The organism is Peribacillus sp. QJM3NY_7 (assembly GCF_056173225.1).
The window spans coordinates 1,225,093-1,250,443 of record NZ_CM149663.1 but is presented as its reverse complement, the minus strand read 5'-3'; the positions used below and the strand labels follow the sequence as shown (position 1 = coordinate 1,250,443).

Below are 25,351 nucleotides of genomic sequence, written 5' to 3'. Positions count from 1 at the left end.
ACGCCTTTAAGATTAGCCTTTTGACCCCTTAACGTCAAATCCAATTTATAAAAAACTTTACACTTAAGGGACAAACTGGGGATACTGGTTATGGTTACTGAATTGGAAAAGAGCCGAACACGGTTAACGTTCTTTTTTTATCTTCTTGACCGCTTTATCCAAAGCCCTTTTTGGTTTTGCTTTTTGAGTGGTCATTTCATCCATGGCTGAATTCATCGGTCTCCATACTTTATTCATTTCCGGAATATTCGGCACGGGTTCGGCGTATTGTAATTGTATGCTTAAGGCTTGTGCCCTTTCATTTTCTTTGATTGCGGCATTGTGTTTAATTGATTTATTAGGTGGGATTTCCCCTGTTAAATCAAAACGCTTCATTGCATTATCATCATTAGTCAAATATTCAACTAACTTCGTAGACCAATAAGGGTGTTTTGTGAATGCTGTTACATGCCAGCCTTTGATTTCCATAAACGTTTTCATTGGCTGACCATTTGGCAATTCTGGCATGGGGGCAATTCCTGTATCCTTTTGCTCGGTAAATGAGTTCCCGTCACTCATGATAGAAGCCAATTTACCTTGTAAAAACAACTTCTCGATTCCTGCCTTGCCGCCTTTGGGAATCAAACCCGCCCTATACCATTTTTGGATGTACCCAGCCCCTTTTATGGAACCCTTATTATTCAAACCAATGTCGGAAGGGTCTAACTTTCCATTCTTATCTTTAAATATATAACCTCCCATTCCAGCCATTACTCCATACGAATCATGGAAATCATTCCACTTGGCATAGTAACCATACAAGTTACGCTTTCTTAATTCCTTCGTCATTTTATAAAGGTCATTCATCGTCTCAGGAGCCTTAGCCATTAATTTTTTATTATAAATGAAGACGGAGGTGGTTACGGACTTTGGCAATCCAAAAACCTTATCTTGATACATCTCCCCCCTAATTGAAGGTTCAATGAATGCATTCAATACCTCATCTTTCACCTTCACTTCCTGAATTAAGCCTTCCTTCACGATTTGCCCGACCTTTTCATGGGAAAAAGTTACGACATCCGGTGCCTTTCCATTTCCGATTGGCCCATCTCGACGAAGTCGTTCATACATCCCGGTAGTCATTTCAACCTCTTCATGCTCAACTTTGATTCCATATTCTTTTTCAAAGGCTTCAATCACCGGCTTTAGGGCCTCCGCTTTACCCTCTTCCTCCCAAATGATCAATTTTTCCGGCTTCGCTTCATTGCTGGCTTCGTCTTCTTTTTTCTTATCTTCTTTCACTGCTTTATTTTTATTTTCTAAATCTGAACTGGATCCGCAAGCACTTACACTAACAATCAATAATATGGACATGAACAAATGAAAAATCAGCTTCTTCACTTTCATTCTCCTTTTTGCAATGTTTATTCTATCATGTCCAAAAGCACCAAATAATACTGTTTTTCAGTTCAGTACTTCAAATAAAGCCAATTGATGAAAGCGATACCAAAGCTATTGTTATCATTATATGAACGGCTTTGATTTTTACAACATTTTCCTTGGCGTATTTATTTCCTTGTAGTGATGAACAATTTTTGTTATTTTTTAGTTAATAAGTGCTTCTTTCAATTGAAATTGGGTATATAACCAAAATGAAAAAGCACTTTACCTGGCTTAGTACCACTTCATAGAGACCCTCCTCGTAACAGCCGGAAGTTTCCTTTTTCACAGTCCCAAAACTTATAGAATCGGAGTGGTTTTCATGGAATTTTCATCCATACACCATAGACCTAATGACAATTACGGCTATCCTATCAACACTGAAACCCTACATATCCGCTTACGTACGAAAAAACAAGATATCTCCTCAGTTGGATTGATTTTTGGGGATCCTTACATTTCAAATAATGGTCAATGGCAGTACGAGGAACTTCCCATGAGTCTGTCGGGCAGCGATACCCGTTATGATTATTGGCATATCTATGTGAAGCCTCCTTACCGAAGAATTCGATATGGGTTCAAGGTATCGGCAGAAGAAGAATGCTCCATTTACACGGAAAAGGGCTTCTTCAAAGAGCCTCCCCGAGATCCCGGATGCTATTTTGCGATTCCCTATCTCCATCAAAATGAAGTTTTCGGGGCACCGGAATGGGTCAAAGATACAATTTGGTACCAAATTTTTCCTGAACGATTCGCGAATGGAAACCCCGCCAACGACCCCGAAGGTGTGAAACCCTGGGGAAGTGAAGAACCGGCGGTGGATAATTTTTTTGGCGGGGACTTCGAAGGAATCATTGAACATTTGGATTACCTTGAGAATCTCGGCATCAACGGAATTTATTTCACGCCAATCTTCCATGCCTACTCCAATCATAAATACGATACGATTGATTATCGGAGTATCGATCCGCAATTCGGAACGAAGGAAACATTGAAAACACTAATAGCCGAATGCCATAAACGGAATATACGGGTCATGCTGGATGCCGTTTTTAACCATAGCGGCTACTATTTCCCCCCTTTCCAGGATTTACTCGAAAAAGGAGAGAAATCGAAATATAAGGATTGGTTCCACCCTCACAGCTTCCCTCTTAAGGGAGGGGAAAGGCCCAATTATGAAACATTCGGTTTCTTTGAATCGATGCCAAAATTGAATACGGCAAATCCGGAGGTGAAAGAATATCTGCTCGAAGTCTCGGCTTATTGGATCAAGGAGTTCGATATAGACGCCTGGCGGCTCGATGTCGCAAATGAAGTCGATCAGCCATTCTGGCGTGAATTTCGAACAACGGTGAAAAATATAAAGCCTGACCTTTATATCCTTGGGGAAATTTGGCATGACTCCATGCCATGGCTTCGCGGCGATCAGTTCGATGCCGTCATGAATTACCCTTTCACCAACCAAGTCTTTCGCCTGGTCGCCTCACAAACCATCAATGCACGCGAGTTCACTGAAGAAATGACAGCCATCTATCACAGTTATCCAACCAATGTTTTTGACGTGACATTCAACCTTCTTGGAAGCCATGATACACCGCGGATTTTCACGGATTGCGGGGAAGATCTAGCTAGGGCCAAGCTCATTCACGCAATCCTGCTGACATTCAATGGCAGCCCTTGTATTTATTATGGAGATGAAATCGGCTTAACCGGCGGCATGGATCCAGGATGCCGAAAATGCATGGTCTGGGAAGAAGAAAAACAAAACACCGAGCTACTCAATGAAATTAAGGCATTGATCCACTTGCGAAAAGAAGAACGGTTACTTGCCAATGACGGGGAGTTCAAATTCCTTGATACAGCCGGAAACGAAAATATCGTGGCTTACCAAAAGTATAATGAAAAACGTTCTGTCGTGATCCTCATCAATCCGACCGATGTCAAGCAATCCATTACCCTTCCTGTTGATTTGAAAGGACGTACACTAACGGATTTAAGGACGAAGGAAACCACACAAGTTGGCAAATTTGAATTGGATGGTTATCAATATAAAATTCTCGCAATCAATCATTGAGGCAAATGGAAACGGGGCGTTGATAATCATCCGCCCCGTTTTTTTTCACTCGATTATTTGGATATCATATTCTTTGAACCATACATGGGTCTGTGCCAAATGCGCGAGCAATTGTGGCCCTGACATCAATTGGCCGAACCATGGCACTTTAAAAGCCGCACCCTTGGAATCTACTATATCGGTTAGCTTCTGTTTATCGAAAAATTCATGCAGGATCGAATTATTATCCGTCAGTAAGTCTTTCAACCACGCCTGCACCCGGTCTGTATATATAGGGTTATGGGTTTTGGGATATGGACTTTTTTTACGATACAATACTTCATCCGGTAATAGCCCCTCCAAAGCCTTCCTAAGAATACCCTTTTCACGGTTGCCTTCCATTTTCATTTCCCAAGGAATGTTCCATGCATATTCAACAAGGCGATGATCGGCAAATGGCACGCGCACCTCTAGACTTGCCCCCATACTCATCCGATCCTTCCGGTCAAGGAGCGTCGTCATGAACCATAATAAATTCACATAGAAAAGCTCTCTCCGCTTTGCCGCTATACCGCTTTCCCCTTCCAATTTAGGCGTTTCGGCAAGGGTGGCCAAATAAGCTTCCTGGGCATATTCCTCCAGCTTCAATTTCTCGCGCCATCCCGTTTTCAATAAAGATACCCGCTCATCCGTAGATCTCATCCATGGAAAACCAGCACGATTCAAATCATCCTCACGGTGAAACCAAGGATAACCTCCAAAAATTTCGTCCGCACATTCGCCGGACAGGCCTACGACAAAATCCCGCTTGATTTCCTTACAAAACCAAAGTAAAGAAGAATCGACATCCGCCATGCCTGGGAGGTCCCTTACAAGGACAGCTTCCGTTAAATAATTTGTCAGCTGCTCTTGAGAGATGACCGATGAATGGTGAACCGTGTTAAAACTATCCGACATCTTTTTAATCCAATACCCATCGGAGTTTGGCTGAAAATCATTTGCCTTGAAATAACGCTCATTATCCTCATAATCAATGGAATACGTATGAAGCTGGCCTTTCCCTTCTTTTTGATAGGCATTTGCAGCAATGGCCGTAATTGCGCTTGAGTCAAGCCCTCCTGATAAGAAGGTACAAAGCGGAACATCAGATACAAGTTGCCGCGTCACTGCATCTTCAACAAGGAAGCGAACCCTCTCGGCCGTCTCATCAAGCGTATCCCGATGTTCTTCGCTTTTCACATTCCAATATCTCCAAATCCGGAGGCCTTTCCTTGATAAAGTAAGCGCATGGGCGGGCCTTAATTCCTGGATATCATGAAATACGCCTGAACCTGGCTTCCGGGATGGACCAACACCAAAAACTTCAGACAACCCTTCGCGGTCAATCTCCGTTTTAACATCCGGATGGGCCAGAATCGCCTTCAGCTCCGATCCGAAAATGAACCCGCCGTCCCTTTCCGCATAAAAGAATGGTTTTACCCCCATTCGATCTCTTCCGACGAATAATTTCTGTTCCTTTTCATCCCAAATCGCAAACGCAAAAATCCCATTGAACAAGTCAATGCATTTTTCTTTCCATTCTATATAAGAAGTTAGCAAAACTTCTGTATCAGAATGACCGTTAAAGGAATATCCTTTTAATAATAGCTGTTTACGAATATCCTCGGTGTTATATAGCTCACCATTATAACAAAGCGTATATCTGCCGTTTTCATGATTTTTCGTCATCGGCTGTTTTCCGCCTTCCGCATCGACAACCGTTAACCGTTTATGACCAAAGGCAACATGGGCTTCGCTCCAAACATTATCTTCGTCAGGCCCCCGCTTTGCCAACGTTTTTGTCATGTTTTCCAGCGTTTTCGTTTTTGTCCGTAAATCTTTTTGAAAATGCACCCAGCCTGTTATCCCACACATTTTACACTTCATCCTTTCTATCCGGACTATCAAAAATATATTGGCTCCCTGTCTTAAAAAGATTTACAGTCCCTAAGTATCGCTCAGCATCATTCCGTAGGGCCACCTGCCAACAACGCCCGGCGTCGTTAATGAATTGTTGAGCAAAGCATCCCGTGTTAAACATAGCCTATGCAAAGACGGAAAGATGGTTATTTGTCCATAATATTTTAAAATATACAGTTATATTTTCATTGGATTTTGACTAAAAAGTAGGTGAGGATTCCACTATTGGAGGTAGATGTATGAGTCAGCAACAACGAACTAAGTTAATGAATAGGCAAACAAGAGCTTTTACCGAAGGAACAGTGGAAAATATCAATCAACAATGGATTTTTTTCGATGATGAAACAGATGAGGCCTGCTCCATTGAAGACCACGTTGACAGCATCATCGAAGTGTACAGGGGCGGGCGCTGGCAGCAAGGAGTAATTGAGGAAGAGGGAAAGATCCTGCTTCATCGGGAAATCACCTTCTTAAGGGAAAATGAGCCCATTCGGATACGCAAAAAACTGCTCTACTCTTTTGAACGTTTATTGGAAGAATTGAACGATGATTCCTTTTTCCAATTTGTAACGACATTGAATTCACTTGATTTTTCTATTTATGATTGTATATATAGCTATAACCAGCTCACTTTTTTAAGGGCCGTCCCAAACCAGTCCGGCGTGAATTTCTTCACCTTTGATAACGAGAGCCAAATTTGTCTCGTTCAGCACCATTTTTCTTACGGGAAAAAGGATCATGATCGTTTTGAATTCACCCTGAACACCGGAAAAAGGATCGTCATTGAGAAAGTGAATTCACAATAACGGGTAAAAGAAAACGGGTAAATGAGATTTCCTCATTTACCCGTCTTTAATTCTGTATTAAAAAAAGTCCATTCCTTGTGGCAGTGAAAGTCCTAAATAAAGGACGAATACAAGCGCTACGATGAACAATATCCACATGGCACCTGTGCTTTTTCTTTTTTTCGTACGGACCAGCACCATTTCCATCGCCGCAATCACGATGATTCCAACAATCATTTTTACTGCGTAAGCACCAAAATCAGTGATCAGCATGCCGCCAGTAAGGAAAATCAATAGATAGAACAACCGTGTTATCATATGTAGCATTTTCGCTTTCGGGTTTGCACCTTTAAGCATCGAATATGTGACAAAGAAAAGAATGATTCCGATAACCCAAGCTGTAATATGCATATGTGTCATTTTTTTGCCCCCTCGTTCAGTTTCCATTTCATCATATCATAGGCTTTTACAAAAAAACAAAGCTAAGTATCCACCTGAATGGGTAAAACCAACAATTTAATGAACATCATTTACATTTCTTCTTAACTGGTCCCTACCTGCGCATGACCGGCTTTTTACCATACGTAAAAAAACGCCATATATATTCAACCGGTCCGTATTCATAAAGGCCCATCCACAATAAGGAAAGCAGGATTTGCAGGCAAAACAGGGCTATTAGAAAAACAAATCCTGTCGTATATGAGACTGATCCATATAAACCAAGGCCATATGAATAAAAAATGCCCGTACATACCATCGATTGGAACAAGTAATTGCTCATCGACATCCTTCCGATATACGATAGCGGATGTAACAGGCGGGAAGCCCCTGCCCGTTCCGCCAAAAGCGTGATTGCCGTGATATAAAAAATCGTAAGTAACGGTCCTCCCAAATAATCCTGGACGAATATCGTTCCAAAATGGTATACCGTCACATATGGCAGCATCTTAATTGACATGCCCAATAGCAAGCTTACGATCGATATCGCTTTCAATTGTCGTTTATATTGGGTTGGATTTTGGAGAAAGCCCTGTTTTGCCACGCCTGCTCCCATTAAAAAAAACGGAAAAATCGATAAAAAAAGGATAATGGCATTTAATGGGTTGTTCACCATATACCAATCCAACGCCCTTTGACTCATCAGTTCCGTATATGTACCAGATTGATAAACTTCCAAAGACTGTTTCATCATCGCCGAATCAGTCGTAATCGCCATCCCTTCACTATCAAAAGTGCCCATTATAAGAAATAGAGAACCCAATATTGCAAAAGGCAGGACATAACAAACCGAGCCAAGCAGAATTAAATTCCGGCCCTTCATCTTATAAAAAAACAAAAGTGCAAACCCAAATACAGCATAATTAATGAGGATGTCCCCATGCCAGATGAAGAAAGCATGAATACAGCCCAGTATCAGCAGGAAACTTAGCCTTTTCATATATAGTAACGGAAATGAAATACCCTTTTCTTCACTCCTTACTGCCAAAATGATTGCCCCGAAACCGAACAGAAAGGCAAATAACGGATAAAAGCTGGCCTGTGCGACTATATCACTGAATCTGTACAAAATCCCATCCCATCCTCCTGCCCACCGCTCGGCACCATCTATGTACAAGAGCGGGGAGTGGAAAGAAGGCATATTCACTAAAAATATCCCTAAAATGGCTAATCCACGTAAAATATCGATGCTTACGATCCGTTTACTTTCCTGCAATGGTACCATTGCGCCCTTCATAGGTACACCCTCTTTCATTCATACAGATTTAACATCTTTTCTATATCTCCATTGCATCACCTTTAACTTTCGTGACCGCTTTGTGCTTTTTTATCAGTATGACAAACAAGCTGCCCAATAAGCAAAAGATTCCTGCAAGGAAGAATGCCCATGTATAGGAGTTGAATATTTTGAAGATAAGCCCTCCACCGTACGCCGCCACTGCTGCACCCACCTGATGGGCCGCGAATATCCACCCGTATACGATCCCGCTTTTCTCCATGCCAAATACTTGCCTTGAAATGCTTATGGTCGGAGGAACGGTCGCTATCCAATCCAAGCCATAGAAAACGGAAAAGATAATCAATAGACCGATAGAACCTTCATTTAATGCAAAAGGAAGTAATACGAGGGAAGCACCCCTTAGAGCGTAATACCAAAACAACAGCCAACGGTTATCAAAACGATCTGATAGCCATCCGGATACAGTCGTACCAATCAAATCAAAGATTCCCATGAAAGATAGCAGAGATGCTGCCGTCACAACCGGTAAACCAAAACTAATGCAGTAAGAAATGAAATGTGTCCCGATCAACCCGCTCGTTGAAAGTCCGCATATAAAAAAGCTACCTGCCAATAACCAGAATTCCTTCACTCTCACTGCTTCAATCAACGACTGAAAAGCCATGGCGATGGGATTCTTATTTTGGACTGTAACAGTCTCCTGCTTTTCCTCTTCCAATCCATATGGAAGAGTCCCGACTTCCTTCGGATTGTTTTTCATGAATAAAAGGATGATTGCCAGCATGATCAAGCTAAGGAACAAAATTAATCCAATCGCCCATCTCCATGAATAATTCTCAATGATGATGGCTAAAACCGGAAGCAAAATGAGCTGGCCCGTGGCCGTACTTGCCGTCAGTATCCCGACCGCCAGCCCCCGCCTCTTCTCGAACCAACGATTTGCCACATATGGGCTCAATACCGTTAAAAACACTCCAGAACCCAATCCAATGATAATTCCCCAAATTAAAATGAGCTGCCACTCATGCTGCATGAAAAAAGTGAGGAGTATCCCTGCCAATAAAGTGGACATGGCCGATACCATCATTTTCTTCAATCCAAGCACTTCAATTAGGGCGGCCATGAATGGACCCGATAATCCATAAAGAAAAAGACTTATGGCAAAGGCTAAAGAAATGACGGACCGGTCCCACCCGAACTCATTTTCAAATGGTACGATGAATACTCCCGATGATGACCTAACGATTCCGGCTACAATAATCGAGAAGAATGTTATGATTAAAATGACCCAGCTATAATGAATACGTTTCAATGATCTCCCCCACAATCCAAAACTGTTAAAATCAACATAATGAAAAAAGAAAAATTATAATAATTTGAAATATTTTATAATAGTAACACTTTATCGTTAAACAAGAAGCTTTTTTTCAAAACAAATTCCAGTGTTCCTGATTGACCTTCCCTTATCCAACAATGGCTTGAATTAGCGGCTTACATATCAGTGTCCACCTCGATCCTCCTTTCATCAGGATCGATATCTGCATAGCTCCATATGAAACCGAATTTAAACGGCAACAAAAAAATGCTGTTCATTTCTGAACAGCGTTAGCGAGCTTCAATTAACGAATCTGCCTGTTTTCCCCTTAGATTCCCAATAATCATTACGGAGATGGATTTTTTGTATTTTCCCCGATGCCGTTTTTGGAAGCTCATCGACGAACGACACACTGGTGACTGATTTAAAATGAGCTAATTTTTCCCGTGTGAAGGCCTTTATATCATCCACCGTTAATTCCACGCCCATTTTTGGCACGATGAAGGCATGCGGTGTCTCTCCCCACTTTTCATGCGGAACGGCAATGACTGCCGCTTCAAGAATTTCCGGATGTTCGTAGAGTACTCCTTCCACTTCTATTGAAGAGATATTTTCTCCGCCACTAATGATTATATCCTTTTTGCGATCTACTATATCCACATTCCCGTTTTCATCGATTGTGGCCATATCCCCTGTATGCAGCCATCCATTTATCAGTGTCTGGCTGGTCGCTTCTTCATTTTTCCAATAACCTAACATCACTCCATGACTGCGGACGATGAGCTCCCCGATATCCACGCCATCATGGGCCACTTCCTCACCATCTTCATGGATAACCTTTACCTCACTGCCTATTATGGGATATCCGGCTTTCGCCTTCATTCTGTATTTTTCTTTTTCCGGAAGATCATCGAATTCAGAACGAATCAGCGATATCAGACTGACAGGTGTTGATTCTGTCATTCCGTAAATTTGAATGAACTCCCAGCCTAACTCTTTTTCCACCCTTGTAACGAATGCAGGAGGCGGAGCGGAGCCTGCAACGACGATTCGGATATCCTGCTCGATATTCGGGACATTCCGCTCATAATATTGGAACAGTGAATTCAGAACCGTCGGTGCCATATGCATGATGGAAACCTTATGCTTTTGCAGTGCATCAAATATCATTTCTGGGCTGGTTTTCCTCAAACAAACTTGAGTGGCACCATTTGCCGTATAATAAAATGGCGCCCCCCACCCATTCACGTGGAACATCGGCAGTACGTGCAAATATGTATCGCGGTCATTGACCCTGAAATGATGCATCGCACCCAGGGCATGTAAATAGTTGTTGCGGTGAGTCAGCATCACCCCTTTGGGATTTCCTGTGGTCCCGCTCGTATAAAGAAGGCTCGAAACATCATTTTCATCCACTGACTCCCGGTTAAAACACTTGTTATCATAACGTTCCAGCCAATGGCTGTAATCGGTTTCATTTATCTCTTCATCCTTATAATGAACGATTATGTGCTCCACCGATTCAAGTTCATCTTTGACAGGGGAAATTAGATGATACAATTCCTGATCCACGAAAAGGACCTTTGACTCGCTATGGTTTAAAATGAATACATAATCGGCAGGCTTCAAGCGGATATTCAAGGGTACGATTACAGCACCAAGTTGAAATACCCCATAAAAGCCTTCAAGCATTTCAATTGAGTTAGGTGCCAAATATGCCACCTTATCACCCTTTTTGACACCGATATCCCTTAAACCATTTGAAAGCTGGTTTACACGGCCATTCAGCTCTAAGTATGTTAAAACCTTGTCATCTCCAATGATGGCTTTCTTATCTCCATATAGTAAGGCTGCTCGATCTAAGAAATGCGATAATACTAATGGTACATTCATTTCCTCACCTCTATCTTTATTTGAAAATTCTGAATTAGCATTATATTACCATATCTGTTACCAACATTCCAATAATATCAGCCGTTGTTATATAACAATATATTAATAGGCAGATGAATCACATCAATCATGAGCCAACATACAATACAGTGAAACTCCCTTCAGTGATAGGCTCATTGCCTGAGATACATGGGGAAAACCAGAATAAAAAAAGGGTGATTTTCTTGCCGGCCATCGTAGGAGTCGTTCAAGTCATCAACGTCGGTAGCAGTGGAATTGTCCATATTGGCGACGTCTTTAAAATTAGTCCATATGCCACTTCAAAAACGTTTGCAGGTGCTGGCTCGTTTAATACGGGTGAATCCATATCCCTTTATAATGCCTATAGCACCACAAATACAAATGATACAGATGGTGTTGATCAGCCACTGGTCTTAAATCTCTAATGTTTTTAAGAAAGGAGTCAGTATGATCTTCAATATTCACCAGACCATACAAATCAATATGATAAAAATTGAAAGCATCTCCAATTCATCCGTTTTTCAAATAGGAAGTGCCGGGGTGATTAAACCATATTCCACATTAGCCAATACCGGTGGATTCACTGAGCCTGCTCCTGAAATCGAAGCTGATGTAGTCCCATTAACCAGTTTCGTCCCATTTACACCTTCTTAGGCATTCACCCATATCCAACTTTTTCATATACTGTCATATATGAATTTATCTTTTTATGAAGGTGAGGTGTTGAATCGTGAATCAGGATTTATATTCGTATTCCATACAAATGCAGCGTTTTCTTGAAGCCCAGGATAAACGGATCATGAAACTTGAACACGAACTCAAACGCCTGACAGATGAACTTGCCGAGCTGAAAAATAAACCGCCAATCCATGTAGATAAAATTGAATATAAATTCGATCAGTTAAAGGTCGAATCTTTAGATGGAACATTGAATATCGGTTTAAATCCCAATGACCTTAACAACATTGATGAATTTGCCGTCAACAACCAACCCGTTCAACCTGCACCAAACCTATTTCCAGGCAGGGAAATCGTCGTCCAGGAAATTCACAATGATATACTTTCAGACTTGGAAAATATGATCAACGATGCTGAAAACCAACTGAAAACATCATTGGAACCCTCATATCATGACTTCATTAAGCAGGACGTCGAACGCCAGCTTCATCAACGTATCAATATGTATTTCGATAATCTCTCTTATGCGGAACGTGCACCGCAGCAAAGGGAGAATATCAAGGAAAAGATCAGGGAGAAGGTAAAATCCGATATTCAAACTGCATTATTCCAATTCATTACCCATTCACAAGCCGAGACAGGAGGAAATCCAAATGGAGTTTAATGTAATCAATCACCAGCTTTGTGTAGGTGATATTAAAATTACCGGTGTAGCAAGCTCTGCTTTATTTCTAATTGGGGATGTCCAAACGGTCCAACTTTCTTCTGCATTCGATACCCCGCCGGAATCCCTGATCATCGGGCCATTCGTGCCGCTTTCTCCAGAAGGATAAATAACATGTTTTCTAGAATATCAAAAGTAAAATCTATAGTATCCGACACGGTATCATTCAGCTCCGCCCTGCAAATCGGGGATACTTCATATATAGATGGAAATGCCCTTGCTATAGCCGTTCAGAAGAAAAGTGAAACTTTTGCTTCAGTCGATATTCATTTCAATGACTATGACATTTTTAAGAAACCACTTTATATCCCGAGATTGAATGAACCCGTAATATCGAGTTTTTCAAATCCGAATCCCTTCATACGGGTCGGCAATATCAATATAATCGGGATATCATCCTCATCTGTGGTGGGTGTGGGGAACGTAGGCCATGCGCGTATGGAATCAAGAGTTAAACATATTCGGGAGGTTCCTAAAAAAAACGAAGAGACGCCAATCGAGGATTCAACCAACAACACTTAAACTATTAAAGGAGGGGTTCATATGCCCGCCATTATCGGCCCAGTTCAAGTATTTAATGTCGCGCAAGGAAACCTGTTATTCGGTGATTGCGCCGTCATTTCCCCTAAGTCTTCCTCCAAATCCGTTTACGGATCCGGATCAGGGAACACAGCTGCAATCACCTTCACGGCCAATGGCCTGAACGGTAGCAATGTCCTTGATGTCAATGGGGTCGACCAGCCCATTACGGGGAATAATTAGTCATAGAAAAAGCCTCCCATCTCCAGGGAGGCTTTTAATTTCGGCCTATTTTTCTAACATGTTGAATACTTGCTCGACATCTTTGTCTCCCCTGCCTGATAAATTAACGATCAGTATATCATCCCTTGTTAACTCTTTAGCGAGCTTCATGGCGTGAGCTAGGGCATGTGAGCTTTCGAGAGCCGGAATGATTCCCTCTGTTTTGGATAATACCTGAAAAGCCTCAAGAGCTTCTCCCCCTTTTACCGTCACATACTCCGCTCGTCCGCTTTCTTTCAAAAAACTATGCTCGGGCCCCACACTCGGGTAATCCAAACCTGCAGCTATAGAGAATGTCGGTTTTGGTTCTCCTTGTTCATCGACTAACGTCAAACTTTTGAATCCATGCAATACTGCCGGGACACCTTGCGAAATACTTGGGGCTTCAATCGGTTCTACACCAATTAAACGGACATTTTCTTCATCGAGATAATGAGCAAAAGCACCGATCGCATTACTTCCCCCTCCTGCACAAGCAATGATGGCAGTTGGCAGTTTTCCTTCCTTTTCAAGGATTTGGCGTTTTGATTCTTCACTTATGATTGATTGGAAATGTTTAACGATCGTTGGATATGGGTGTGGCCCCACTGCTGAACCAAGCAAGTAAAAAGTATTTTCATAGTTTTGCACCAAGTCATTCAATGCCTCATCAACAGCATCCTTCAATCGACCCTGTCCCTTTTCGACAGCTACGACTTTTGCCCCCAGCAATTCCATCCGAAAGACATTCAATGCCTGCCTCTCCGTATCCAGCTTACCCATATAGATCACACACTCCATGCCAAACATCGCACATGCTGTCGCAGTCGCCACACCATGCTGTCCTGCTCCTGTTTCTGCGATGATGCGTTTAGCACCCCTTCGTTTAGCGAGCAGGATTTGTCCGATCGCATTATTAATTTTATGAGCACCTGTATGATTCAGATCTTCACGCTTCAAGTATATTTTTGCCCCGCCAACCTTTTCCGTTAAATTCTTTGCAAGTGTTAACGGGTTTTCGCGTCCGACATATTCTTTCAGATAATATCGGAACTCCTCAATGAATTCCGGGTCATCCTTATATTTCAGGAATTCCGTTTCTAAAATATCCATAACTTCCTGAAGTTCACCCGGTATAAAGCTTCCACCGAACTCACCAAAGTATCCCTTGCTCTTGATCTCACTCGTCATACTCTTCTCTACTCCTTTAAAAAGGTATTTTTCTCCACTAGTATATAGTAAGCATTCACACCTTTTCAAACTATTCTGTTTATTCAACCGAAAAGAAGCGTCCCACATCAATGGGACACTCCTTCTCTCTTATACTTCCAATAAATGCGAGCCGTCAAAGAAAAACAAGTAACGGCCGGTTACCTTCTTATTCATTATTCCCTCAACAGCCCTCGTATAAAGCTGAAGCTGCATCTGGTATCGATCGGCAAGAATCCCTTTAGCCCCTTCGTACCCGCTTGCAAAACGGCCGGTGATCGTATCCGTTTTATAGTCGAGAAGCACAAGACCTTGTTCATCCTCAAAGATACAATCAATCACCCCTTGGATAAGGACTTCTTCATCTCCAGCTGTCCAATCGCTGTAAGCTTCCTTTGCAGGCAGCGACATCGTAAATGGCACTTCACGGCGAATGCTTTCGGCCCTCTGCATTCTTTGGCCGATTTCACTATCGAAGAAATCGACAATCGTCTCCGGATCCACAGCTTCTTTCTGTTCCTCCGTCAACAGCTCACGTTGAATCAGATCAATGATCAGTTGCTGAATCGATTGAATGGTAATCTCTTTAGATAGATCAATATGCTGCATGACTAAATGTGTAATCGTACCCCTTTCAGCAGGAGTCAGTGACTTTTCTTGCATGAAAGTCGGCCGCTTCGTGATAGGCCGCTTAAATTTACGCAACAGCTCTGTGGAGCTTTGCTCGTCCTTGAGTTCATATTGACGTTTTAATTCAGAAACGGATTGCTTGGAACGATACACCGTCGCCTCATGCTCGGGGTACTCCCATTCCAGCTGTTCCTTGATATCATCATAAAACTCGGAAACGATGCCGACCTTCTCCGATTTCTGGACATGTTCAAGCATTTGCTCTTGAACCAGTGCCTCTTCCTCATCCAGAACAGCAAGCTCTTCACTTGGAATGACGGAAATGGACCAATTCGATGGATGCGACTCCATTTCCAGGCCAAGACCTGCAGCACCAAGAGAATCCCGATGTCGGACAAGGGATGGACCAATCCAATCAAGATAACATTTTGCACCTGCCCGTACATAGTCCTTCAATAGCCAATCTCCATGTGCCGCATTACTTTCCCAGTTCTGCTGCGTTTTTTCTGCATCATTGATACTGGCAATCAAATAAAGCTTTTCCTTAGCCCTTGTTAGCGCCACGTAGAGGACACGCATCTCCTCGGCAATTAATTCAAGCTGCTTTTTTTTCTTAAAAGCCAATTGAGGGAGGGATGGATAAGTTATCCGTAATTCGGAATTCACGTACTTTGCCGCAAAGCCATAATCTTTATCCAGTAAATAGGACTTTCGTAAATCCATCATATTGAATTGCTTGGAAAGACCGGCAATGAACACGATCGGGAACTCAAGCCCCTTTGACGAGTGAATTGTCATCAGCCGGACTACATCTTCCTGTTCCCCTAAAGCCCGAGCTGCCCCTAAATCATCTCCACGTTCTTGCATCCTTTCTATGAACCGCAAGAAACGGAACAGACCGCGGAAAGAACTTGCTTCATATTGCCTTGCCCTGTCATACAGCGCTCGTAAATTGGCCTGACGCTGTTTGCCGCCCGGCATCCCACCTGCAAAATCATAAAACTGCGTTTCGCGGTATAGGAGCCAGATTAGATCTGATAATGCCTCCTGCCTGGCAAGCTTCCGCCACTTCACAAGTTTTTTATAAAATGCAGAGGCTTTTTCATAAAGCCCCGGATGTTCTTCAGGGTCACTCTTTCTGTAAAAATCAGCTAGTGCTTCGTAATAGCTTCCTGTATGGAATAAACGCACCTTTGACATCTCTTCTTCATCCAACCCGACGATAGGTGAACGGAGAACGGAAGCCAATGGGATATCCTGTTGCGGATTATCAATCACCTTCAATAAGGAAATCATGATGGCCACTTCGGTCGCTTCAAAATACCCCGTGGATAAATTAGCATATACTGGAATTCCCTGCTTTTTAAATTCCTCCATGATTTGCGGTGCCCATGGCATTGAACGAAGAAGAATGACCATGTCCCGATAAGTGGCAGATCGGTACCTTTTGGTTTTCGTATCATATATCCGATGCTTTTCGCTTATAGCCTTTTTAATGAGCTTGGCCATCTGCCTTGCTTCGAGCTGCGCTTTTTCAAGCTCCTCGGCCTCAAATCCGCCATCATATCCTTCCATTTCCGAATGAGCTTCAGGATCGGCTGCTCCATCAATTAAATGGAGTTCGATCGGGTATGGATCGTCTTCGGGATATGGGGCACCTTTTTTCAATTGGGCATCTTCATCATAATCAATCTCACCGACTGTAATGCCCATCAACTGTTGAAACAAGAAATTGGTCCCATCAAGAACTTCCTTTCGGCTCCGGAAATTGCGGTTTAAATCAATTTTCAGTCCGGAATCAACACCATCATGGGTAAATCGTGTGTATTTTCCAAGGAAGAGATTCGGTTCTGCAAGCCTGAACCGGTAAATGGACTGCTTGACATCGCCTACCATGAAAAGATTCCCCTCATATTCTCCGTCAACCGTCACCAATTTTAAGATCGATTCCTGAACCAGGTTCGTGTCCTGGTATTCATCCACTAGTACCTCTTTGAACTGGTTCCTGTATTCGATGGCTGCCGCCGAAGGTTTTCGTTCACCATCCACCGTTTCCCCTGTCAAAATTTGAAGACAATAATGTTCCAAATCGGCAAAATCCACCAAGTTCTTTTCTGCTTTTGCAGCAAAGAATCTTTCGTCAAACCGTTTAACAAGCATTACAAGTGTATCGACATAACCCTTAAGCTCCCTTATATCCCGCAGGTAGCTTTCCGGTTTCCGGGAAAATAACTCTTCCTGTAACGATTTGATGATCTTCTTGGCCTTATCCCGGTACTTGGTAGCCTCATCAGCCATTTCCTTGATAAAATCTGCACCGGTAAGGCGTTTTGCCGTCCCGAATTTCACGTTTTGGATTTCCTCATAAAGTGCATTCCAGGATTGGTCCTTCACTTCCGAAAGTTTAGCAACCAGCGCAAGATCGGCTAGATAGTTCTCAGCCCTTGGAGCCGGCCCCCCAGGGGTTTTTGTCAACGCAAGCGAGCGTTCCAATAAATCCCTGGCCGTGTCCAATTGTAAACCAATATCGAACTTCAATGAATCGATAAACGAAAGATCATCAATCTCATCATCATCTGCCAGCTCATACATGCTGGCGGCACCATCGAGCCATCGGTCCGGGTTTGGATTCGATTGCGAAAAATCATGCAGCGACCGAACGATATTCTGAAGTGCATCATCATTTCGATCGCTTGTGAAAGCATCGACCAAATTAAAGAACTCTTCGTTATCACTTTGGCCATACTGCTCCTCGAAAAGCTCTTCCAACACTTCATCACGGAGCAGCTGGATCTCCGTTGAATCTGCAATCCGGAAGCCCGGGTCGATATCCGTCAGATAATAATACTTCCTGATCACCTCTAGACAAAACGAATGGAGTGTGGAAATCGAAGCACGATTAATCAAGCTCAACTGCTTACGTAAATGCTGTGAATGCGGATTATCATCGATCGCTTTTTCTAATGCCTCACTTACCCGATGGCGCATTTCGGCAGCCGAGGCATTGGTGAATGTAACCACGAGCAGTTCATCAACATCGATTGGATCTTCTTCTGAAATGACTTTTTGAATGATCCGATTGACCAGTACCGCTGTTTTCCCTGAACCCGCAGCGGCCGCAACCAGGATGTCCTGATCTTTAGCCCATATTGCCTTCCATTGATCTTCCGTCCAAGTCACGTCTCCTGGCAGAGCAGGAATTTTCGTTTTACTCATCGCTCTCCCCCTCTCCCCTTAATAGCTCAAGAACGTCATTTTGTTTCTTCTGTGCCAAATTCCTGAATTGGTTCTCCTCCAGTGACTGGTCGAATTGGCATACAGATTTAAAGGAACAAAAGGTACACGGCGTTTTTTCCTTTAATTTGTATGGAGTAATATCCACATCACCATCGACCATTCGATCTCCAGCCTCCTGATAAATACGGCGCACATGATGATTCAGAAGGGAAAACTCCTCCATGCTGGCAACTTTGGAAGCCGCCAGGAGCGATCCGTCCTTTTTAAATCCAGCTGGAATGATATCCGACTTACCCGAATTTTCAATATCAAGCGAGGTATCCATCAACTGAATGACATTTGAATGGTCCAGTACAAGTCCATTCATTTTAAAGCTTTTATAAATTTCTTCTTCAATTTTATCCAAACTGAGCATTCCCTTTGATTTGACAACGGGATTATGCACATGAAAATACAAAACTCCGGCTGGAATCGCTTCTTTTCCAATCAGCGACTTGGAATGGGTGACAACGATATCTAGGTATGTCAACATTTGCAGCGCTAGTCCATAATATACTTCACTCATGTTCAGTTCCTTTTCACTCGACTTATAATCGAGCACACGCAAATAGACACCCTCATCTTCTTCCGCTTTATCCACGCGGTCGATCCGCCCGATCAATTCCATCTTCGTACCGTTTTTCAATGTGAAAGAAAGTGGCGGCAGCTCGCCATTTTTTCCGAATCCAAGTTCTAATCCGATCGGAGCAAAACCGCTCGCCTTTGCATGTTCACTTAATACGATCGAGGCACGTCCAATCACGTGTTCGAGTTTCCTGCGTAAATAGTGATGGCGGTTCGTACTTAACAAAATCTGATTTTGGAGTTTAGGAGCAAGTCTCTCCACAGCAATTCTGGCCAGCTCCAAGCATTGTTCCGGGGTCAATGTAGACCAAGGAATATCATGTTCCTTCAAGTAATCGGAAATCATTTTCAACGCTCCATGGAACATCTCGCCTATATCCGGGGCATCCAAACGGAAAATCTGCCTTTCCCTCAATTTCAAGCCATGAGCCGCATAATGGGAAAACGGGCAGCTATTGAACATTTCCATCCTGGATACACTCGTAAGAATGCTCTCACCGTATAATTGCTTACTTGTTTCCTCAGTTAATTTCTTTGTCCTATTTTGATAAAAAAGGCTCGATAAAACCTTAGTTGCTGAAGGACCGGCCATTTCATCATCAATAATGGAATTATATACATCCCACCATAGTGAATGGATTGGATAGTTCCTTTTCTTCAGCTGCAATTGGGCAGCCAGGTACGAAAGGGCCACATCATGATTCGCTGCATATTTCACCTGTTCCTCTGCAGACAGATCGGACGGATCGTTCATATAATACACATCGGAAACATTAGGCAATACGTCCCTTACCCGTTTCAAATAGGATGAAGGCAAAAGCGCCTTCCCTTCCTCATCGGCAAGCGGATATGATAAATAAAGGGCCTCGGCAGGCGTAGTGAATGCTTTGTACGCTGTGAACTCCTCATCCAGCAGGCGCACTTTCGAACTTGGGGCAACATCAAGTCCACCAGCCAGCAGCACATCACGATCACTATCTGAAAATATCCCGTCAGATACTGCTTTTCCCGGCAGAACCCCTTCGTTCAATCCGATAACAAAAGCTGTCTTCACATCATCCAGGCGGGATAAATCTAGATTAGCGACTAATACTTGGTCAATTGCCGGCGGTACCAAAGAAAATTCAAGAGACTCCAAACCAGCTTCAATGATTACCGCAAACTGTTTCATGGAAAGCTCTTCCCCGCTCAGCAGTTCAACGAATTGGTCCAATAGGTCGACAACCGCATTCCATGTTTGCTCATGCTCTCTTGCCGATACCAAATCACCTGCTTCTTCTGCCTCCAGTTTCAGCTTTTCCAATTTTTCCGGTATATGCAATTCTTCAAGATATAGATAAAGGGCTTCACACAATTCCCTGCCATTAGCAGCCTTTTTAGCCCGTTTTGAGAGCCTCAAGATGGGCTCGGTAAATAATTGCTTCATTTCATTCAACTCTTGCTCAAGCATCATTTCCCTATCCGTTTGGTTCCGGTCCTCGAGTTCCAGACCGCGGAAGCGCCGGTAGGTCCAACGATCTTTGGACGTCCACCCGCTTCCTTTAATGCCGCGGGCCAGCACATAGTTTTCCAGCTTATCTACCTGTTCACGCATCCGGTCGTGGTTTTTTTGCAACGGAAATAGAAGCTCCGTCTTGATTGCACGAAATACCGGTTCATAACGCCAATAGCCATTGATGATCTCCAAAGTCGAACGAATCAGTTCAATCAGAGGATGATTCAGCATCGTCCGTTTGGAATCGACGAACAAGGGAATTTGATAATCCCGAAAAACGGTTTGTAAAATATCTGCGTATGCTTCCCCGTTACGGACTAAAATCGCAATATCACGGAAACGGTGCTGTTTCTGTCTGACCAGCGACAAGATATCCCGGGCAACTCCTTCAATCTCAGCTCTGCGGTTAACTGCCTGGGCGATCGTTACATCAGGTGACTGCTGCTCAAACGTTCGTGCAGGACGAATGGAAAAATAAGTTTCCAGATGATTCAGCCCCGGACTCTTTCCAAACCTTTCCGATCTTTTTAAGATTCGATCTTCTGAAATCGGTATGCCATTCCTCAATCCAGCCTGATATAGGTGATGATAAAGGTTTCCCGTTTGCCTGAACAATTGCAAATCATCCGGAGCATATTGCCTGTAGGGCTGATCTAACGTCAGCGAGATCGTTACACTCCTGCACAGCTTCATCATTTCTTCAACAATCAATAATTCCTGTGGAGTCAAGCTATAAAAACCATCGATATATATATCCGCATTCCTTATATATGAAGACTCTGACATTTTTTCGATCAGCAAAGTGAAATAATCTTCGGAGTCTAAATATTTATTGACCATTTCATCCTCAAAAGCCTGATAGACCAATTCAAGATCATGCAGTTTATCCTGAATGCCGCTGCCGGCCTGTGAGGTTTCAGCCAAATAGTTTTGAATGTCATCAGGTTGGATGCAATACTGCTTGAACTCAGCCAGCATTAGCTCCATCTGTGCAATGAACCCCTGCTTATCAGCAGATCGACTGAACATCTTTAACTCTTCCTTTTTATCATCCATGATCTTCCGTATCAGCATATTAACGCCAACACTGTCAAGATGCAGCCGGCTCATCCCCCCGGTTTCCTGAAGAACGCGCCAAGCAAGCCTGCTAAAACTGAAAACCTGTGTCCGGATCATTCCGGCAAGTCCTGGTGTTTTAATTAATTTATATTCAGATAGAAACGTCATCTGATCAGGAACGAGGTAGATAATTGGACTTCCTTCGGGATCTTCTGCCAATTTAGAGCGGATTTCGTCCAATATATTCGAAGTTTTCCCTGTACCCGATCTTCCCAGTAAAAAACGGAGTGACATCTCTTTTCCCCCTTACAACATAATATCTAGATCCATCATACCAGAAATACTTTCGTCTTTATGACTAGGTTTCTGTTTCCAATTAGATTTACTTTCTATTATTTTACCGTTTCCCTTAAAAAAACACCAATCGTACGTTCGCGTTTCCCCCAAAAGAAAAAGCCCGCATCTTACTCGGGCTTCCACAATCACTCACCTGTAAACTTAAAATTGAAATCATTGACCGGCCAATATCGAACATCCACTTTACCGACAACATTTTCTACCGGTATATAACCAAAGTGACGGCTGTCAGCACTTTCAAGACGATTATCACCCATGACAAAAAGTTTGCCCTCCGGAACTTTGGTCATATCCGTCAATTCTTTTAATGTAAAATCACCTGTAAAATCCTGTCCTGGGAAACCTTCCTTGAATTTCTCAAGATAAGGCTCATCCACTTTCTTACCATTTACGTAAAGCCAATCATCTTTATAACGAATACGGTCACCTGCAACCCCTATAACCCGCTTAACATAATCTTCTTGTGAATTCGCATGAAAAACAATAATGTCAAAACGGTTGATATCATGAATCTGGTAATTGATTTTATTCACGACAAGTTTATTTCCATCTTCAAGGGTCGGCTGCATCGACTTTCCTTCAACATCATAGCTTGAAAAGAGAAATGTACGGATTAAGATGTAAATAACAAAAGCTATCATCGCTGGTTTTATCCAATCGGATAAAGAATTCTTGTTTGTTTTTTCCATCTAGTTCAACCCCTACTGCATTTATATATTAATTTATTGCCCTTCTTCTCTCTTCATGCTTTTATTTAACCGGACTTCCAGCCTTTTCCCCACATACCATAGGATAAAGATGACGATTCCGATAATGATCGTTCGCACAGGTTTATGAATCAATGATACTAAATCGTAACCTACGAAGCTGATCGTAAAAATCATCACCGCCTTCCCTCCAACTACTGCAAGTCCATATTGCAGGGTACTGACTTTTGAAAGTCCTGCCACGATATTAACGATGGCCGAAGGTGTAAAAGGGAAGCAGAGCAATATGAACAAAGGACCGAATCCATGGCTCTCAACCCATACCATCAACCTCTGCACCTGTTTATGTCTTTGCAAAAATCGGAAAAACCTCATTTGACCATATCTTCTAATAATCCAAAAGATCAAAAAGGACCCCGCTACCGCACCAATCCAAGAAAATAAAAACCCCCACCAGAGACCAAATGCCGTTGCATTGGCAAGCACGAACACCACTAAGGGCAAAAAAGGCAAAAAAGCTTCCAGCATCGGCAGTAAGATTCCGGGAATTGGACCGAATGAGCGATATTGCTGAATAAGTGCCGATATATGATCAAGTGTAAACCACTCACGTATAGTATCCAAATCCATAATTATCTCCCTCGACATGCTGCCATCAAAGCAGCATAAACTTATTAAAAACCGTTTATTTTAGATATATCACTTTCCCCCGAAATTGCAAGAATTATTATCCATATATCTTCATACTTTCCCTATCTCCGGAAAACATAATCTTGTTAACGAATATTTCTAGATTTATCAAAACTGCTTGCATAACCACTGAAAATACATTAGGATAAAAACAGAACAAATGTTCTTATTTTTGCAGGATATACATATTAGTATTAAAAACGCGCTATTTAGAAAGGGGCGGTCATGATGACCCGCATTCCAGAAGGTGACCGAAATATGATTGAAAAAGCCATCTACCTCCCTATGGTTATTACAGTCTTAAACCGGGATCTCAAGGTCATCGAAATTAGTCCGTTTAAATTAAAAAGGCCCTATTCGGAGCTGGTGGAACATATTTTAAAAGTGGTTCAAGACGAACTTGCCGAGGTACGGCGCTATTTGCGCAAAGAGAATATTAAAGTTAGTGAAATCAAACGCGATGAATCCTTCACGATGTATTGTTTTTTATATAAAGGATACGAGGAACATCATAATTATTTCAATCCCCGCCTTCGCAACAAAACCGAAGACTTGTTATGTTATTACTTTTTCGAAAAAAAACCCTCAAGGGATTAACGGGTTAAAAGGGAGCCTTCCGGAAGGATACAAATTCCCTTGGATGTAAAAAGGTTGACCATAAAAAAAGCATCGCATCTTTCCTGGCATAAAGGTAAGGGAGTCTTTCATGATCAAGATCGATTAGACTCGCTTACCTCCATTCCCCCTGTTTGAATATTCCATAACATCATAATTTAATTGGCTAGTTCAAACCAAGGCATAACCTATGTAATCAAGTGCATACTGAAATCCTTTTAACATTTAAGTTTTAAGTCTCTTTAAATGAAAGTTAATTACATGCTCCATGACAAAGGTTGGAGTGGCACCCGTTATGATCGACTCATCATATTGAAGAAAAGGATAGGAGTCAGCTTCGACAAATCGATGTAAAAGTAACCAATATCATGATCCGCCGCAGAATGTAACACGTATTCATGATTTGCCTTGATCGATTGCGTCAAACATTCCCTGCATCGAAAGAATGGAAATTCCTTTAGGACGATGGGTCGCTTAAAAAGCCCCTGTTATCCTTTGTTGGATCAAGCTCTCGCATGTCGGATGAAATGTCTGCCATGGATTTCAGATAGTTAATATCTTCTTCCAAAAATACCTTTTACATTTAACTGCGTTACTTCAAGTTCCCTTGTAATGGCATCCTTCATTAAAAGTTTGCTGTATGCATAGCATCGCCTTTGTTCTTGGTGATTAAACGGCAGAATGTCGACGCTGCATCCTTCTGGTATATTACCCTCTTCCCTATTAAAGGAACCGAGGACTGCAATAGCCGCTTCTCCACTTCTTGTTACACAAGCCGTTTGCACAATTACTGCTCACTGATTAAGGCAACAGTTTCGACGAAATTGTCCTTAACGATTAAAAGGTCTGGCCCGTTTGTTCATTATTAAGCGACATTTAATTTCCATTCATCTATTATAACTATACGTCTAAACTATCATTTTAGTGTCAGTACAACGTTATTAGGAAAGATGTTTAATTGCATATCCATACCTAGTATTATCTACTAGTAACAACCTCTTTATATTAAATGGATAAAGCAAAAAGAATTCCCAGTAAAACAAAATCGTTTGTGAAACACTGAACAAAAAGATACATCATCGGTGTCTATTATATTATGTATTAAGGAGCCAATCATAAGGAAACTTATACTCATCCCTAATGTCTTATGATAACCATTCAATGTTTTATTTGCATGGTTTAATTTGTAGCCAAAAGGGTTCCTATCTAAATTTTAAACCAAAGTTAGTTGGAACGAAAGGTGCAAACGCGCCAAGGAGGCACACGGACCGCCCGGGGAAAGCGAGTGCCTGGGGGAAATCAACGTTTAAATTGGACAATTCCTAAAAACAGTAACAATCTCTTTAACAAATATTTTGTTGGT

Annotated in this window: 21 protein-coding genes; 9 read left to right on the top strand and 12 right to left on the bottom strand. The window is 42.3% G+C overall.

Features of this window, described 5'->3' with window-relative positions; translation table 11 throughout:
• Positions 1–123 precede the first annotated feature (123 nt).
• A complete protein-coding gene (locus tag AC0VX1_RS06000; protein WP_475470370.1) occupies positions 124–1,380 on the bottom strand; it encodes an extracellular solute-binding protein in 1,257 nt (418 codons plus the stop codon).
• A 361-nt stretch (positions 1,381–1,741) separates the two neighbouring features.
• On the opposite strand from AC0VX1_RS06000, the gene AC0VX1_RS05995 reads away from it, so the two are divergent.
• Entirely contained in the window at positions 1,742–3,493 is a 1,752-nt protein-coding gene (locus AC0VX1_RS05995; protein WP_475470368.1) for a glycoside hydrolase family 13 protein, read from the top strand.
• Positions 3,494–3,538: 45 nt separating this feature from the next.
• Here AC0VX1_RS05995 and asnB read toward each other — a convergent pair whose 3' ends face one another.
• On the bottom strand, positions 3,539–5,386 hold the full coding sequence (asnB, locus tag AC0VX1_RS05990; RefSeq protein WP_278089168.1) for an asparagine synthase (glutamine-hydrolyzing): 1,848 nt from the start codon (positions 5,384–5,386) through the stop codon (positions 3,539–3,541).
• Between the two features lie 284 nt (positions 5,387–5,670).
• Between asnB and AC0VX1_RS05985 the strand changes: the two genes are divergently transcribed.
• Positions 5,671–6,237, top strand: coding sequence for a DUF2777 domain-containing protein (locus AC0VX1_RS05985; RefSeq protein ID WP_020018810.1), 567 nt, complete (start codon positions 5,671–5,673; stop codon positions 6,235–6,237).
• 57 nt (positions 6,238–6,294) lie between these two features.
• On the opposite strand, the gene AC0VX1_RS05980 is transcribed toward AC0VX1_RS05985, so the two are convergent.
• From AC0VX1_RS05980 to AC0VX1_RS05965, 4 genes are all read right to left on the bottom strand, one after another.
• Positions 6,295–6,636 carry a YisL family protein gene (locus tag AC0VX1_RS05980; protein ID WP_048686864.1) on the bottom strand — a complete coding sequence of 114 codons (342 nt, stop codon included), beginning with the start codon at positions 6,634–6,636 and terminating at the stop codon, positions 6,295–6,297.
• Between the two features lie 133 nt (positions 6,637–6,769).
• Complete coding sequence (locus AC0VX1_RS05975) at positions 6,770–7,951, bottom strand: DUF418 domain-containing protein (protein WP_475470365.1); 1,182 nt, start codon at positions 7,949–7,951, stop codon at positions 6,770–6,772.
• Positions 7,952–7,991: 40 nt separating this feature from the next.
• The gene (locus AC0VX1_RS05970) at positions 7,992–9,266 is read right to left on the bottom strand and encodes an MFS transporter (protein ID WP_413009426.1); all 1,275 of its coding nucleotides are present in this window, start codon (positions 9,264–9,266) and stop codon (positions 7,992–7,994) included.
• 303 nt (positions 9,267–9,569) lie between these two features.
• Positions 9,570–11,162 carry a long-chain-fatty-acid--CoA ligase gene (locus AC0VX1_RS05965; RefSeq protein ID WP_475470363.1) on the bottom strand — a complete coding sequence of 531 codons (1,593 nt, stop codon included), beginning with the start codon at positions 11,160–11,162 and terminating at the stop codon, positions 9,570–9,572.
• A gap of 224 nt (positions 11,163–11,386) precedes the next feature.
• On the opposite strand from AC0VX1_RS05965, the gene AC0VX1_RS05960 reads away from it, so the two are divergent.
• From AC0VX1_RS05960 to AC0VX1_RS05935, 6 genes are all read left to right on the top strand, one after another.
• Entirely contained in the window at positions 11,387–11,608 is a 222-nt protein-coding gene (locus tag AC0VX1_RS05960; RefSeq protein ID WP_106026617.1) for a spore germination protein, read from the top strand.
• 22 nt (positions 11,609–11,630) lie between these two features.
• Positions 11,631–11,837 carry a spore germination protein GerPB gene (locus AC0VX1_RS05955; protein ID WP_268564339.1) on the top strand — a complete coding sequence of 69 codons (207 nt, stop codon included), beginning with the start codon at positions 11,631–11,633 and terminating at the stop codon, positions 11,835–11,837.
• Positions 11,838–11,913: 76 nt separating this feature from the next.
• A complete protein-coding gene (gene gerPC, locus AC0VX1_RS05950) occupies positions 11,914–12,525 on the top strand; it encodes a spore germination protein GerPC (RefSeq protein ID WP_475470360.1) in 612 nt (203 codons plus the stop codon).
• Positions 12,515–12,694 carry a spore gernimation protein GerPD gene (locus tag AC0VX1_RS05945; protein ID WP_268564337.1) on the top strand — a complete coding sequence of 60 codons (180 nt, stop codon included), beginning with the start codon at positions 12,515–12,517 and terminating at the stop codon, positions 12,692–12,694. Before gerPC ends, AC0VX1_RS05945 begins: the two co-directional genes overlap by 11 nt.
• A gap of 5 nt (positions 12,695–12,699) precedes the next feature.
• Complete coding sequence (locus AC0VX1_RS05940; protein ID WP_413009424.1) at positions 12,700–13,107, top strand: spore germination protein GerPE; 408 nt, start codon at positions 12,700–12,702, stop codon at positions 13,105–13,107.
• A gap of 21 nt (positions 13,108–13,128) precedes the next feature.
• Complete coding sequence (locus AC0VX1_RS05935; RefSeq protein ID WP_095392665.1) at positions 13,129–13,347, top strand: spore germination protein; 219 nt, start codon at positions 13,129–13,131, stop codon at positions 13,345–13,347.
• Between the two features lie 45 nt (positions 13,348–13,392).
• On the opposite strand, the gene trpB is transcribed toward AC0VX1_RS05935, so the two are convergent.
• From trpB to AC0VX1_RS05910, 5 genes are all read right to left on the bottom strand, one after another.
• Positions 13,393–14,556, bottom strand: a complete 1,164-nt coding sequence (trpB, locus tag AC0VX1_RS05930; RefSeq protein WP_475470357.1) for a tryptophan synthase subunit beta — start codon at positions 14,554–14,556, stop codon at positions 13,393–13,395.
• A 129-nt stretch (positions 14,557–14,685) separates the two neighbouring features.
• Complete coding sequence (addA, locus tag AC0VX1_RS05925) at positions 14,686–18,420, bottom strand: helicase-exonuclease AddAB subunit AddA (RefSeq protein WP_475470355.1); 3,735 nt, start codon at positions 18,418–18,420, stop codon at positions 14,686–14,688.
• On the bottom strand, positions 18,413–21,913 hold the full coding sequence (addB, locus tag AC0VX1_RS05920) for a helicase-exonuclease AddAB subunit AddB (protein ID WP_413022338.1): 3,501 nt from the start codon (positions 21,911–21,913) through the stop codon (positions 18,413–18,415). Before addB ends, addA begins: the two co-directional genes overlap by 8 nt.
• A gap of 188 nt (positions 21,914–22,101) precedes the next feature.
• Positions 22,102–22,665, bottom strand: coding sequence for a signal peptidase I (lepB, locus tag AC0VX1_RS05915; protein WP_053534099.1), 564 nt, complete (start codon positions 22,663–22,665; stop codon positions 22,102–22,104).
• Between the two features lie 33 nt (positions 22,666–22,698).
• Positions 22,699–23,313, bottom strand: a complete 615-nt coding sequence (locus AC0VX1_RS05910; RefSeq protein WP_034314626.1) for a TVP38/TMEM64 family protein — start codon at positions 23,311–23,313, stop codon at positions 22,699–22,701.
• 288 nt (positions 23,314–23,601) lie between these two features.
• On the opposite strand from AC0VX1_RS05910, the gene AC0VX1_RS05905 reads away from it, so the two are divergent.
• Entirely contained in the window at positions 23,602–23,970 is a 369-nt protein-coding gene (locus AC0VX1_RS05905; protein WP_034314629.1) for a YhjD family protein, read from the top strand.
• 569 nt (positions 23,971–24,539) lie between these two features.
• On the opposite strand, the gene AC0VX1_RS05900 is transcribed toward AC0VX1_RS05905, so the two are convergent.
• Positions 24,540–24,773 (bottom strand): hypothetical protein, encoded by a 234-nt coding sequence (locus AC0VX1_RS05900; protein WP_145504919.1) that lies wholly within the window; start codon positions 24,771–24,773, stop codon positions 24,540–24,542.
• Between the last annotated feature and the right edge of the window lie 578 nt (positions 24,774–25,351).